The following is a 13,693-nucleotide window of genomic DNA, read 5'->3' as shown; positions in this document are numbered from 1 at the left end:
TTTTTTATATTAAAGTGTTATGTCTAAACCTAAACTATAATTCTGCATATTTGGATAAACGCCCGCACTACCCAGTTCCACATCATAGTCTTTGAATTTCGAGATCGTAAATAAATTAGTCCCTGAAATGAACAATTTTAATTTTTTAACCCCAATAGTATTGAGCACTTTCTCTGGCAGATCATACCCTATGTTCAAATATCTCAGTCTCATATAATCCGCATTTTTTAACCAAAAAGTAGAATGATAACGATCCGATGCAATATCCCAGTTGGGTTTTGGCATGGTAGCATTTACATTCTCGGGAGACCAATAGTCCTGCCAAATACCATACACCCGCGTCCATCCATACGGAGCCTGGGCACTAAGAATTTTTTTATAGCCTCCAGTTCCTTGGAACAATACGTCTACACTTATTCCTTTCAGACTACCGCCCAGCTTGATCCCGTAGGTTGAAGTAGGAGCGGCATTATCAGCGATTACGGTGTTATCCCAACCATCGATCTTGCCGTCCGGCACACCATCTACCCCGCTTATGTCTCGGTAATTGATCTGGCCCAATTGAGGAGTCTGGCCATAGATCGTATAACCTTCTGGTAAGGCATCTATATCTTCCTGGGTTCTTAAAATATCGTCATAAACCAATCCGGCAATATAATTCCAGGAACGGCCGATCCTATTTTGAAAATCCCTGATATTATCCCCCTGGGCTATTTTTACGACTTCATCCGTGGCATATCCGTAATTTGCCCCCAAGTAATAGTTGAAGTCCCCTATATTATTGTTATAGTCCACTTCTATTTCATAACCATGGGACTTCATTTCACCATAATTGGTATTTGGTATATTTCCACCGACCGTGGACGGAAGCTCATCAAGTTGCGATCCCAAAATATCCTTTGTTCTTTTTCCCCATATATCCAGGGCAAAGCTAAGATTGTTGGTCAAATTTATATCAAGACCAAAATTTGTGGATTCGGAAGTTTCCCAAGTCATGAAGGGGTTGGTGATCCCTCCATATTGTATTCCCTTGACTTCCCTGGGACTCTGCCCCAAAAAATATCCTGCACCCGCAACGTACTGCTCCTGCCACCTCCAAGGATCGACCGCGTCATTACCTACGGTACCATAAGATGCCCTTAATTTCAATCGCTCAATAAAATTGATGTCAAAGAATTTCTCTTCACTTACCACCCAACCGGCAGAAATAGACGGGAACAATCCCCATCGTTCGCTCGGCTTAAATATGAGGGACCCATCATATCTAAATGATGCCGTAAGTAAATATTTGGATCTAAAATCATAGTTTAATCTGCCGACATACGATAATCTACCGGTTTCACTTTCCGATCCGCCGGCCCATGAATCTTCGGGTACTCCACTTGTTTGATTCCATTGATCCCTGACCAAGATGGGAAAATCATAGCGACCAGCACCAAAATTGCTGTCAAAACCCTCGCTTTGTTCGTAGGCGAACAATGCATCAATACCATGATAACCAAAAGTCCTCTTATAATTTATTTGTGTATTAAATTGATATGACCTGTTAAAATAGGCCGTCTCCGAAAGCGATTCCCTGGATGGCCAATTGCTCTGAACCGTTTCTCCGGTAAATTCCACTTGTGAAAAATTATGCGGAGTATGCCCGGTTATTTCGTATAACGTATGCTTTTTTTGAAATATTTTCACATCGTTTGTAGACTGGTTATTGGCGTAGGTAATCTTGGCCGACAGGCCTTCCAAATTTGGAATCTTATAGGTCAAACCAAGTACCACATTTTGATTTTGACCTCTATTTTTCATATATCCGGAATCATTGATCAATCCGCCCACATTACCTAACCATCCCAAATTAGGGGCCTTGCCATCTATAAAAATTGGGTCGTAAAAGTTCCAGGTCTGTAACTTTGTCCATAACCCTTCTCCTCCCGAATCACTGCCATCACCCGGCGGGTCCATTCTTTGGCGTAAGCTATTGGAAATAGCAAGATTTACATTTGCAGTTAGGTTATCGGAGATTTTAACATCAATATTTGCCCTTAAATTGTTCTTATCAAAACTGATCGGTTCAAGAAAACCCGTCTGTTTAAAGATAGATCCCCCTATGTAGTATTTAACAGCATCGGATCCCCCTGATATACTAACGGCATGACGGCTACTATAAGGATCCTTATAGACTTCATCCAGATAATCGTACCCATACCCATTGTTTACGGTACGCAACCAATCCAAATCTTCCTGACTCCAGGAGAACCAGGAGGATTCACTTATAGTATTCGCCATTTTGGCAATATCTATCCCGGACATCATTTCCGGCATTATAGTAGGCCTTTCCACACTATAGGTTGAAATATAGTTTATGGTAGGCTTACCGGATTGTCCCTTTTTAGTATTCACCAGAACAACTCCATTGGCGGCCCTAGCTCCATAAATAGCCCCTGAAGCGGCATCCTTTAGGATGCTGACTTCCTCTACCTCATTAACATCAAGTGCATCAAAATCGGCCTTGCTCTTTACAATACCATCAATAACATACACAGGAGTAGCATTGTTCCATGTTCCCCTAGCCCTAATTGTTAGATCCGAGGATATTCCGGGCATTCCCGTATTGCTTGAGATCGTTACTCCCGAAAGCCTTCCCGCCAACAGTGTGGTTAGATCGGCCGAGGGTATTTGCGCTATCTTTTCCGTAGTCATATTGGTTATGGATCCGGTTAATGTAGCTTTGCTTTGAGAACCATATCCAACAAGAACAACCTCATCCAGACCGGATGCACTTTCCTCTAGTTGGATCTTAAGAGTGGTCCGTCCTTTTAAAGGAATTTCCATTGTTCCAAAACCGAGATAGGACACCTCCAGAACCGCTTCCAGATCAAGTACACTTAACTGAAAATTTCCGTCAAAATCAGTTTGGGTACCGTTCGAGGTACCCTTTTCCATAATATTGGCTCCCGGTAACGGTTCTCCATAATTATCGGTGACGGTACCATTGACAACGAAAGATTGTTCCATTGATTCCAGATCCATCTTTACGGTAATGGGACCCGTCTTGAACGATACCTTTGTGTTGGGCCCATAAGCATTGGCCTTGGCCCAGCCAATAAAAGCCATCATAATGAGTATTGTGAACTTAATTTTTAATAGGTCCTTATATGGGCAAGCCAAATGGAAAGACCTCTGTTGATTGATTTTTTTCATAATTCTTTAAATGGTTGATTTATTAAACATTAGTTGATTTGATTTTAAATATTTAGAAATATGTATAAATTGTACGTCCTTTTAAATTGATTTTCTTTGACTAACCTTTTGGATTGCATCATCAAAAAAAATTTGAAAAACAAGAGGCCATTGTTGCCATTATCATATAGTACCCGAAAGTCTGTCCAACCATTTTGAAGAATATTTCAGATCTATTTTTTATTATTTATGTCCCCCGTTATTCGTTCAAAAATTTCCTTTCCATACTATTCCAAAAACATTCATTGATACTATTTTTTTAATTATTCGGACATAAACTGCGAATTATCAGGAAGAATCCAAGGTTATACTGATGTTTGGATCCCTTATATATATTCCCTTGAAAGTCAACTCTTTCCTAACAGAAAAGAAATCATGGTCCTCATTATGGTTAATTTCATAATCACTTTTTTTATCGGATCTGCGCTCTTTAAATAGGTCTGGGAATAAGATTTTCATCATCAATATTATTTAAAATTAGAGATCTTTAAAAGTGTATGCACTTTAAATTTATTGCAATATAATATTTTTTATCGTAAAAGTGCATACACATTTAAAAAAATAAAAGAATATTAAAAATTGAATAATCAAAGGATACTGGAAGGTGGATCGGAATCAACCAATAATAAGTACCCAATATAAAATATACCCTAGGCATAATCCTTTTAATAGTATAATACTGGAAAAGGCAACAGAACAAATATTGATGTTTCAATAGAAAACCAAAAAATAGTTAAGTACAACTAGTTTCCTTTAGAGAAATTTATACCTCAAAAACTGATTTTGTGCAAATGGGATATCACTGGATGGAACATCAGGAACTTTCCCAATCAAGATAGAGACAACTTGGACAATACTCTAAATTGAAATTTGAAAAACTGACCATCCGTTTTTATACATAATTAACGTAATCATTTTGAACAATCCTTTGAATGGTATTTCTGAAATGTACGTTTACATAGTGTATTATCGTTTTAAGTGTATACACTTTTGAATTTAAAAGTGTATATTGCAATCCATGAAAAAATATTCGTTGATTTCAATATAAATACAAGACCGAAATCTAAAAATAGACTTATATGAATAAAGAAAAGCTTAATTTACACCGTAGAAAATTTACCCAAAAATTGATCGCTGCTGGAAGCGGGCTTCTTGCATCGGGATTCACATCGTGCGCCCAAGCCACAGAGGAACCTGTCAAAACGAAGCGTGCATTTCGATTCGCGCATTTTGGTGATACCCATGTCGGAGGTGGTTCAACCATGCCCCTTTGCGCGAGCCCCGAAGGCCTTCCGAAAGCTATCAAGCACGTTCAAGCTATTAAAGACACGCCGGAATTTATCCTGCATACCGGAGATATTATTACCGATGCATTTTGGGCCACCGAGGAGATCTCCAAGTCACAGTGGGAAATTTACCGAGGGATAATGCAGGAACATTGTAACCTGCCCGTTCATTACACGCTGGGCAACCACGATGTTAATTTTGACTGGGGTTACGGTGGCGAGGGAGCTTTGTTTCCTGGTAAGGCGCTCGCCATGGAACAGCTCGGAATGATCTCGCCTTATTATAGCTTCGACCACGGTGGATGGCACTTCATTGTACTTGATGACACCCAGCCAGGTGGTTGGGTAGGTTTCCAAATTTATCTGGACGATGCACAGTTCGCCTGGCTCGAAAAGGATCTCCAAGAAACCGACCCCATCACACCTATTCTGATTGCAAGCCATGCCCCAATTCTATCGGCCGCCTGTTTCTTCGAACCGCTCGGTAAGAAGCACCCAGATGGCCTGGTCATTGATAATAGTTGTGTGCACCAGGACATCGTAAAAATTCATGACCTTTTTCGGAAACATAGGAACGTAAAACTTTGTCTGAGCGGTCACTACCACCAGATAGACCATATCCAGTACCTAGGCGTACACCATATCTGCGGAGGTGCTGTTTGTGCCAATTACTGGAAGGCCCCACTCCCTTACCGACCGGAATTCGAAGCCGGTTATGGTGTGGTCGATCTGTTCTCCGATGGTTCTTTCGAATACCGGTTCAATGACTACGGACTAGTTGGTTATATGGACAATCCCGATCGTAAACACTACCCTTGGGGAAAAATTTAATACCAATCACTACGAATAAAAATAATGCTATTCTAAATTTCTGTCTGAAATAACATTTAAAATGATAGTAAAATAAACTTTCTCGCACAAAACACAAAATTATTACGCTCTATTTAGAAGGTCAATTAACAAAAACCTTCTCAGGCAAAATCGATTTAAGCAAGATGTTATCTTCCTAGTAACTGTTTTATTAATACTGTGTGACTTATATTTATAATAAATTAGTTCGTTTTAAGTTCTCAAATTGCAAAGAGATTTTCAAAACCTAATTGATATATTGACCAAAATAAAACGTGAAAAAAATTAAATATACACCTTGATTTAGCTATGCTGGCAATTAATCTGATAACTTTCATCATAAAAACCTCTATGTAAAGTGTGTTTGCTAAACTAAGGGGGGAATAGCAAGAGGATAACACGCTAAAGCGATGTTATGAATCACAACCAATTGATTATCATTTATTTATACCCTTAAAAATATATCTGAATTTTGCTCCATTGGGTCAAAAGCCTTCTGAGGTTCTGATTTTTATAGAACAAATTGGGTCAAGCAGATTAAGAGTTTATGTATTGTATTAAAAAATATAACCGTAAGCAATTCGCCTTAGGGTGAAATCACTGAAGGCTTTAAACTTTCTATTAAAAGAGAAAAATTAATTTTGGTCTAATAGTTTTTCAAAATGAGAATTCTTTTCCCTTTCAGCTTCCAACAAAGTCTTGGACAAATCAACGTTTTAAAAAGATGAAGATTCAGGCGGTGGATTTTTTGGCGCAAAGGCAATCTTCGGCTTTTTAAAATGATAGCCAAAGTGGCGATTGAACGTCGCTCAGGAGTGTTTTTCACCATTTTTTCACCAAAAATCTATTGGTTTTATTGGTTCGGGAGGGTTTTTTCATAAAAAGCTATGCAATGGGAAACAACTTACATTTTGGAAAAACTCTTTAAAATTAGGGCTTTCCAGAGGAAAGTATAACCGTAGCGCTGCGCCAGCACGCTACCCTCTTGCTCCTCCAAACTTCGCCCCTACGTAACCAAGTTTTCCGGACAACATGATTTGAAAATCAGTTGCTCATTTTGTTTCACAACTTACCTTATTATGCAATGGCATGGTTGGAAAAAATTCGAAAAACCAAAAATATTGGTAAATGAGGACAATCCTGGATTACTTGATTTCTTCATCGGATAGCAATAGTTCCTCTATTTTGTCATAACTATCCAATTGGTCGTCGGGCAGGAGGTCATCTATCAGTTCAAGAAGGGTCACAACTGCCAACTCTTTGGAGAAATAGGGCAGTCTTGGAGAGCATAAAGTGCCCTCGAACTCCAATGCCATCATGCTAACCCTTAAAAGACAGGAAATAACATAACGCAGTTCGCTATTGTCCGCCACTCTGAAGGTGACATCTTGTGTTGGTTTGTCCCCGTTATTATAATGGTTTCGCTTTCTTGGTCTTAAAAGCCCTTTAATAGCTTCCAGTTTGTTACTGTCCAGTTGCTTGTGCTTTCCGCTTTTCTTTTTCATTATTGGCAAAGGTTTGTTTTGAAATCCTTAATCATTCCCAAGTAGTAATCTTCTGGATTTGTCCAAAAACTCAAACTCCTCATGGGGTATTAAGGTCTTGGCAAATTCCAGTACATCTGCAAATTGTCTGTGTGCTTCTTTTATGTCTCTCCTTTCGCTGTACCCATCATATCCGTCCAATGCCATGATACAGACATTTAAGATAGATTCGAACGTATACCCCAATTCTTCATAATTGAGGATAAAAGCATAGTTGAGATAGTTCCCTTGCCTATATACATATTGTGGCGTTGGGGTAAGCAGCCTAAAGTGTTCTTCTGCTATTTTATTCAACTCCTGAAGCTTCTTCCCATACTTCTTTTTGGACTGTTTTTTCTTTTTTTTATTCTTCATGATTTCTAAGGACTGGTTTCTTTAAGAGGTAGTAACTGAATGGCAAATTCCAATGTGTTCTGGATATCAAAGTCCAATCGGACTCCTTTTGGCGGGTCGACTTCTTCTTGCAAGCAGGTCACACATACGTTCATCAGGGATCTTACCAGATATAGCATTTCAAAACTACTATCGAATTGGAATTTGCGAACGAAATGAGCTGTATCTGTATCACAATGGTTTGGAGAGACAGTTTCCGGTTCTGGATGTTGGGTAATTTGATTATCGGTTATGTTTTTCTCAAAAACAGTTAGCTCGTGATGGAACCAAAATTTGATTTCCTTGATGAACGACCCTAATTTTTGGGATAATTGTTCTATTTCATTCTTGGTAATATCATAGTCATTGGTATATCTTGCCGATGAGTAGGCATCTTCCAACAAATCGAGCAATTTGCTGTCCGAATCCGATTCTATCTGGAAAGTGCCTTCGAGCTTGCCCAATGATTTCAATATATAGGTCTGGTGGTTCTTGATGCTGTGGCATATCTTGACCCTTCCACAAATAAAACGCTCCAAAATCCTATATCCCTGCTCAAAGGTCTGGTGCATCATAAAGGCGCTTTGGGATAGGTTCTTCTGCGTTTTAAAATAGTGGACACCCTTTTTAAAGGATTTTAACCGCGACATATCCCTTTTAAAATCCTGCTTGATTTCTTCATATAGTTTGGTTGGCTCTCTAGCGGGATCGGTCCCAATTAGGTTGCTATTGTTGGATTTATATACCAGGTCCTTTTCATGGCAATTGTTCAGAAAATACAAGTTCCCTTGTTGAATTTCACTGTTTACATAGCCAAATGCAAAAATAGTATAGGTATAGTCCGGGTATTGTTCCAAAATCGAATTGATGACAGGTCTTATCTGTTCTGAAAAATCTTTCTGGATAAGCTTGGTAACAATGTTCAATCGATAGGTGAACGCATGCCTGTCCGTACCCCTGTTCAGGTAGATACGGTCGACCTCTATTTCCTTTACTATTTTCGTAATTATACCGCTAATACCAAAGGGGATTTCTTCCTTTTTCGATGTGTTGCCTGCAAGCTCCATAATCTTGTTTTGGTATAAAGCAACGACCTCTTTTCCCCGTACCCAACCACAACCCCTTGTTCCTTACCATAGAGCAATTGTTTTTTACATCTGTATGTTTTGCAAAAAATCTTATATTTGAAATATGGAAACAGCGACTAAACATAACCATATAGGACGGAAAATAGGCCGTATCAGGGAACTGAGGGGCATGAAACAGGAGACCTTGGCCATTGAGTTGGGCATTAGCCAACAGGCAGTCTCAAACATCGAACAATCGGAGACCATTGACGATGAAAAATTAAAGGAAATAGCAAGTGCTTTAGGAGTTAGCCCAGAAGCTATAAAAAATTTTTCGGAGGAAGCTGTTTTTAATATTATGAATAATACTTTTCAAGACAATTCTTCTGCGGTGAACTATCATTGTAACTTCAATCCTTTGGACAAGCTAGTTGAATCTTACGAGGAGAACAAAAAACTGTACGAAAGGCTCTTAGAGGCTGAAAAGGACAAGGTTTCCTATTTGGAGAAGCTGATGAAAAAATAATGACAATACATTTTTACTGTCGTATTTTTTAAAAGGAAAGGGAGTGAAAAAATCACTCCCTTTTTTATTATAGCCTGTTTGAGGAACAAAAAACAAATGAAATAGAAGTATATCATCTTTTGGAAGGATGCGACTTCCGGTAGTACAAGTAGTTATTCTATCCAAGTTGCTTCACTATTTTCAATTATCCAAGCGTTATTATTTTTGGTCAATTGCGCCTCCCCTCCTTGGAAACCAACACGAAAGAAAACGAGAGCTTTAGATAGGGTTTTGTCAAGTACTATCAGATTTATTTCCGGATGGGTTTCGAGATGCCATAATCCGCCCCAATGTCCGTGTAATATTGGAATATATTTACGCAGGAAATCGTATCTCCTTTTGCTTTCATTCTTTGGCTGGGAAGGATTCATTATATTTTCTTCACCTACCTCAGACGAATCATCCTCTAAAAACTTGTTTAACGCATTTTCATATTCGCTGGTTAAATACAGGGTACTATCAGGATTAACGTGTATAGAAGGCCTAAAGTTTTCAATAGTTATTTTTCTAACATCTTCGCTACTATAACTATCCAGAGAAGTTGTTTCCAAAATTACATAAGTCAAATTCTTCTGGACGATTACATATTGGCTATTAGAATTTAATTTATTACCCCATTCCCAATCCCCTAACTTTAGCAAATCACAGGGTCTGTACATTTGCTTAAAGATTTTAAAGACATTTCTCAATGTATCCGATTCATTTATAATCTGGCTTGAAATGGATGGAACGGCATTATTCCATTCTCGGAAAAATGACTTGATTCTCTCCTCAGAATTTTCATTATAAGCCACGTATAAACTATCCAATAGGACTTCGCTGGATATGATTTCCCTTTTTGAATCTTTAAGGGTTAACTTTTTATCACCTTGACAAGCAGGAAATAAAAGTATGAATATTATTAGAATTGTTGTCTTCAAATGATTGTTTAATGGTTGTATATAAGGTTTTAAATTATGATAAGTTACCTAGTTTAAGCAACTAATTTATCCAATGCAAACCGAATAAAAATACTGTGTAATTTTAGAAAGTAGGCTCGAATTAGCAATTAATTTTATATGGTAGATTTGATTTATCCACATTTGAATTCGACTTTGTCTGAAAAAAATCCCCACCTGGCAAACCCTAATACATGATTTCCACCAAAACTTAGGGATAAATTCCCACCAACTGGTTTTGCATTAAAGGTGGTAATACGATTACCTATTAGTAAATCAAAATCCGAGTAATCTATCCAATCCCTTATATTTTCATTCCAATAAGCAGCCCATTCATTTCTGGGATTTGAACATTCCAACGTAACGTTTTCATATTTTATTCCGTCAATAATTATTTCAAAAATCAGAATTACTATCAATTCCTTTGATTTAGTTTCAATTTGGAACAAAGTATTCCATTCGCATTGTTGTAGTTTTTTGAAGTCAAAGTTCATATACAAGCTAAACTAATAAATTAAAATTGTTTAATTGCAATGAAGACTGTTCGTGGCAAAATAGCCCACATGCACCCCTAATTCGATTTTAATTAACGCTTATCCTCCCGAACACTATAAAATCGAATCAGGAACCATTGTAGGTTAGTTGTTCCAATACATTGTTAAGTATTTTTAAGAGACTGTTCAACTCGAATGACGGAAACAAGCCAAGAGTTTTCTATACCTAATAATTAAGCGTATTAAAACACCTCGTTTTTTAAATTTGAATTGATTACCTTCAATTAACATAAAAGTTGTAAATCATTTTAATGGGCATCAGGGATATAATATTGATATTTGTTTGTATTTTTCAAACCCCGGTTGTTGGATACTCTCAAGGCTTTATCCCTGAATATAATCTTAAAAGAGACAGCCTTATCTCCAACAAAGTCAATCTCCTCGTTGAATACCAATTTATAGAACATGGAATTAAATATATTCCCGAAAATGATGATTGCTTCAATTACCAAACACTTTATTTATTTTGGATAGCGGACGGTATTTATTACAAACAAAAATTTACGGAATGCAAAACATATCCTGTAATGGAGCTTAGAAACTATGACTTTTTGAATATGGTATCAGAAAATTTTGACGAGATTAAAAACGCTAAATTGCTACCGGCAAGATCAAATAAAATTGTCGAAATAGTTACTTCCCATGACAACGAATGGGTATTTAAATTTCAAACTAAAGGAGAAAATTTTGAAAAAGTTATAAGCGATTTTAAGTTAAATACATCAATGATAGAAGAGAATGAGCCCAATATTAACTTCGAAACAAACCAAAATTCTATATTGAAACAACTTATAGATCTCGTCGCCAAAGAAACTGACTAAACTAAAAATGTTTGAATACCACCAGCCTACTAACAAGATAATGATCCATATAATAATCATAGCCTAAAACGATAATCAATTATCCTATAATTATTTTTAATGAATGATACCCTAATCATAATATCATTTTTGGCATTCTATTTTTCCCCTGTATTTTATCAAATTGGTATTGTTATTAAGGAGAACAAGCAAGGGAACAAAATACCCTTAAGACGACTTAAAAACATTTTGAAATACAGTTTTCTGATCCTAACACCACTATTATTGGGATTTGCCGCTTTAACGCACACCAATTACCTCGACTACGAAAAGCCGATTACTTATGACAAAATTGATCAAATCACCTTTGAAAATTTTCGAGGGCTGGAATTTTTCAAAAAATCACTATACGGTAATAAACGTTTTGCCTATGTCGTTGTATCCATGGAAAGTGAAATTAAGGAAGATTATGTTGTGATAAAATCACTTTTCCACCCATCACGTTCTTTCGTTTACAATTCCTATTCAAACAGTAAAGAACTTCTAACTCACGAAATGTACCACTTTAAAATAATGGAGTTGTATGTACGAAAAATCAAGAAGTGTATATCGGAATTAAAGAATAATAAAAAAGACCAGATCAAGGACATAATCAACCAAAAAAAAATCGAAGAACGTGAGTTTCAACAGCAATATGATTATGACACCTTTCACAGCTATGTTTTTAGCGAACAAAAAAAATACGAAAAACAAATTGATAGTTTATTAAATTTATTGAGCGAATTTGAAAATCCACAAATCAAATTAAATGAATAGAACCAAACCAGTAGTAATTGCTATTTTTTGTTTAATAGTGATTAATTGTAAAGAAGAAAAACATGCATTTCCCACAGAAAAGCGATTCTGGGACATTCAAGATTATCGAGCGGCCAATTTGGAATTGAATTACGATTATGAAAGTGACGAAAAACTTCCTTCCTTCGATGATCCACAAACACGAATCATTGTCGAAAAATTAGTTGACCATGAAAACTACAAAGTAGTGCTGGAAGACAAAGAATTAGGAATTAAATACAGAAACGAGGTCGCACAAAAGTTCTTTAGTCAATGGAAAGATATGAACAAAATTTACCAAGCAACAGACCTCAAAGATAATTACCTATACGATAAGGAACAATTAGCGGTGTTTGAATTTGGACTTGGGCTACAATTACTATATTTTAAATTAGGAAATGACCAAATCATTGAGAGAGCTGACGACCCCAACTCAAAATTGATCATAAATAAAATCAACTCCAATATCGGAACCTTAATCGATAATTTCAACATCTACCTGGACAAAATAAATGAAGAAAAAGCATATTCGGAAGAAGGAAAAAAAATGCTGGCAAAAGGGATTGATAAATATTTTACAGACTTGGTCGAACTTTATCCAAAGGCAAACTACGGGAATATGCTAAAGAAAATCAATTTGATGTACGATAAAAGCAATTCAGAAGAAATAAAAACCTCGTTGACTAAATTAAAGGAGTTAATTATATCAAAAAAAACACAAGACTAATTGCCTTATCAACATATCCTCTGTAGTGGGGATTTGGTGTTCAATTCCATGTTTTCTTTGTCTATAGGTAGTATCAAAATCATTGGGACTTTGCCCTGATAGGAAAACATAATTCAAAATAAAAAAGTTGTGCAAAAATCCATTCTGGCGATAATGATTCTCGCAATACTAAATTCATGTGGTGAACAACCCATGAACACCAATATTGCTTCAACAAGTGAAATTGAGAGTTTTAAGGAGTCCATTTTATTAGGACAGTCTTTTGAACTAAGCCAGCAAGATGATTCTTTAGGGGAATGGGGAGGTAATAGGGTTATTATACAAATAAAAAAGATGCCTAAGGAAAAAGAATTGTGTGCCGATATAAAGAAAATCAAAGGAACAAAGGAACCGCCTCCACCTTCCCATTCCCCATTACTTCAAGCATATTATGAAAGGTTGATCTCCCAAGAATCGAGTTGTATTCCCTTAGATAAAAATCAGGTAGATTTGGCATATCGCGCTATTTTAGAGCTCACGAAACATAAATTAAATGATCCAATTCCCCAATTCTCACAATTTGGATTAATAAATTTTATTACCAACAAGGATTCTACTTTTATAATTCATGACCATTCTTCTATAAAATGGAGCAACTTTCAAGCATTAAAGAAATCCTTGAATATTAAATAACTTTAGATTAGAGGTGCAAACATCAATTCCTAGCAAGACTAATATGACAAATGGGATAATATTTGAGTAACCCAGATATTAACAATCCAACTTAAAAATGGAATAGTAAAATAAACTAATGCTTATTATCACGAATGCTTATTCGTTGTATGCGGCCCACCAACCACATTTACTAACTTAGCATAATTTTATTTACCGGATTCCCTTCTTGTAAACTTGATCTAAACTTGCTGTAATTTCTTGTAATT

The 13,693-nt window shown here is 36.6% G+C and carries 13 protein-coding genes; 6 read left to right on the top strand and 7 right to left on the bottom strand.

The window, feature by feature from the left end:
- Positions 1-9: 9 nt before the first annotated feature.
- Both D0S24_RS20470 and D0S24_RS21215 read right to left on the bottom strand, forming a co-directional pair.
- Complete coding sequence (locus D0S24_RS20470) at positions 10-3,114, bottom strand: TonB-dependent receptor (RefSeq protein ID WP_181938154.1); 3,105 nt, start codon at positions 3,112-3,114, stop codon at positions 10-12.
- Positions 3,115-3,525: 411 nt separating this feature from the next.
- A complete protein-coding gene (locus D0S24_RS21215) occupies positions 3,526-3,699 on the bottom strand; it encodes a hypothetical protein (protein WP_181938153.1) in 174 nt (57 codons plus the stop codon).
- Between the two features lie 617 nt (positions 3,700-4,316).
- Here D0S24_RS21215 and D0S24_RS20465 point away from each other — a divergent pair.
- Positions 4,317-5,354: a metallophosphoesterase gene (locus tag D0S24_RS20465; RefSeq protein WP_117021701.1), complete on the top strand. Its 1,038-nt coding sequence runs from the start codon at positions 4,317-4,319 to the stop codon at positions 5,352-5,354.
- 1,163 nt (positions 5,355-6,517) lie between these two features.
- Here D0S24_RS20465 and D0S24_RS20460 read toward each other — a convergent pair.
- Genes D0S24_RS20460 through D0S24_RS20450 form a run of 3 tightly spaced genes read right to left on the bottom strand, consistent with a single transcriptional unit; the run spans position 6,518 to position 8,355 of the window.
- Positions 6,518-6,877 carry a hypothetical protein gene (locus D0S24_RS20460; RefSeq protein WP_117021700.1) on the bottom strand — a complete coding sequence of 120 codons (360 nt, stop codon included), beginning with the start codon at positions 6,875-6,877 and terminating at the stop codon, positions 6,518-6,520.
- Positions 6,878-6,904: 27 nt separating this feature from the next.
- A complete protein-coding gene (locus D0S24_RS20455; RefSeq protein ID WP_117021699.1) occupies positions 6,905-7,270 on the bottom strand; it encodes a hypothetical protein in 366 nt (121 codons plus the stop codon).
- Positions 7,271-7,275: 5 nt separating this feature from the next.
- Positions 7,276-8,355: a hypothetical protein gene (locus D0S24_RS20450; protein ID WP_117021698.1), complete on the bottom strand. Its 1,080-nt coding sequence runs from the start codon at positions 8,353-8,355 to the stop codon at positions 7,276-7,278.
- 124 nt (positions 8,356-8,479) lie between these two features.
- Between D0S24_RS20450 and D0S24_RS20445 the strand changes: the two genes are divergently transcribed.
- Positions 8,480-8,881: a helix-turn-helix domain-containing protein gene (locus D0S24_RS20445; protein ID WP_117021697.1), complete on the top strand. Its 402-nt coding sequence runs from the start codon at positions 8,480-8,482 to the stop codon at positions 8,879-8,881.
- A 152-nt stretch (positions 8,882-9,033) separates the two neighbouring features.
- Here D0S24_RS20445 and D0S24_RS20440 read toward each other — a convergent pair whose 3' ends face one another.
- Together D0S24_RS20440 and D0S24_RS20435 are read right to left on the bottom strand one after the other, a co-directional pair.
- Positions 9,034-9,840 (bottom strand): hypothetical protein, encoded by an 807-nt coding sequence (locus D0S24_RS20440; protein WP_117021696.1) that lies wholly within the window; start codon positions 9,838-9,840, stop codon positions 9,034-9,036.
- A 152-nt stretch (positions 9,841-9,992) separates the two neighbouring features.
- Positions 9,993-10,352 carry a hypothetical protein gene (locus D0S24_RS20435; protein WP_117021695.1) on the bottom strand — a complete coding sequence of 120 codons (360 nt, stop codon included), beginning with the start codon at positions 10,350-10,352 and terminating at the stop codon, positions 9,993-9,995.
- A gap of 311 nt (positions 10,353-10,663) precedes the next feature.
- On the opposite strand from D0S24_RS20435, the gene D0S24_RS20430 reads away from it, so the two are divergent.
- The 4 genes from D0S24_RS20430 (at position 10,664) to D0S24_RS20415 (ending at position 13,445) form a co-directional block, all read left to right on the top strand.
- Positions 10,664-11,233 (top strand): hypothetical protein, encoded by a 570-nt coding sequence (locus tag D0S24_RS20430; RefSeq protein WP_117021694.1) that lies wholly within the window; start codon positions 10,664-10,666, stop codon positions 11,231-11,233.
- A 99-nt stretch (positions 11,234-11,332) separates the two neighbouring features.
- The gene (locus tag D0S24_RS20425) at positions 11,333-12,028 is read left to right on the top strand and encodes a hypothetical protein (protein WP_117021693.1); all 696 of its coding nucleotides are present in this window, start codon (positions 11,333-11,335) and stop codon (positions 12,026-12,028) included.
- On the top strand, positions 12,021-12,773 hold the full coding sequence (locus tag D0S24_RS20420) for a hypothetical protein (protein WP_117021692.1): 753 nt from the start codon (positions 12,021-12,023) through the stop codon (positions 12,771-12,773). Before D0S24_RS20425 ends, D0S24_RS20420 begins: the two co-directional genes overlap by 8 nt.
- Before the next feature lie 129 nt (positions 12,774-12,902).
- Complete coding sequence (locus D0S24_RS20415; protein ID WP_147321487.1) at positions 12,903-13,445, top strand: hypothetical protein; 543 nt, start codon at positions 12,903-12,905, stop codon at positions 13,443-13,445.
- Positions 13,446-13,693: the final 248 nt, after the last annotated feature.

Source organism: Arenibacter sp. P308M17 (assembly GCF_003426735.1).
In the GTDB taxonomy this organism is placed as follows: domain Bacteria; phylum Bacteroidota; class Bacteroidia; order Flavobacteriales; family Flavobacteriaceae; genus Arenibacter.
Note: the sequence above shows the minus strand (reverse complement) of the source record. Positions and strands in the feature narration are given on the sequence as shown.

Excerpts from the sequence above, each read along its gene's own strand:
- D0S24_RS20470 (WP_181938154.1), bottom strand. The coding sequence starts at position 3,114 with ATGATGGCTTTTATTGGCTGGGCCAAGGCCAATGCTTATGGGCCCAAC.
- D0S24_RS21215 (WP_181938153.1), bottom strand. The coding sequence starts at position 3,699 with ATGATGAAAATCTTATTCCCAGACCTATTTAAAGAGCGCAGATCCGAT.
- D0S24_RS20465 (WP_117021701.1), top strand. The coding sequence starts at position 4,317 with ATGAATAAAGAAAAGCTTAATTTACACCGTAGAAAATTTACCCAAAAA.
- D0S24_RS20460 (WP_117021700.1), bottom strand. The coding sequence starts at position 6,877 with ATGAAAAAGAAAAGCGGAAAGCACAAGCAACTGGACAGTAACAAACTG.
- D0S24_RS20455 (WP_117021699.1), bottom strand. The coding sequence starts at position 7,270 with ATGAAGAATAAAAAAAAGAAAAAACAGTCCAAAAAGAAGTATGGGAAG.
- D0S24_RS20450 (WP_117021698.1), bottom strand. The coding sequence starts at position 8,355 with ATGGAGCTTGCAGGCAACACATCGAAAAAGGAAGAAATCCCCTTTGGT.
- D0S24_RS20445 (WP_117021697.1), top strand. The coding sequence starts at position 8,480 with ATGGAAACAGCGACTAAACATAACCATATAGGACGGAAAATAGGCCGT.
- D0S24_RS20435 (WP_117021695.1), bottom strand. The coding sequence starts at position 10,352 with ATGAACTTTGACTTCAAAAAACTACAACAATGCGAATGGAATACTTTG.
- D0S24_RS20430 (WP_117021694.1), top strand. The coding sequence starts at position 10,664 with ATGGGCATCAGGGATATAATATTGATATTTGTTTGTATTTTTCAAACC.
- D0S24_RS20425 (WP_117021693.1), top strand. The coding sequence starts at position 11,333 with ATGAATGATACCCTAATCATAATATCATTTTTGGCATTCTATTTTTCC.
- D0S24_RS20420 (WP_117021692.1), top strand. The coding sequence starts at position 12,021 with ATGAATAGAACCAAACCAGTAGTAATTGCTATTTTTTGTTTAATAGTG.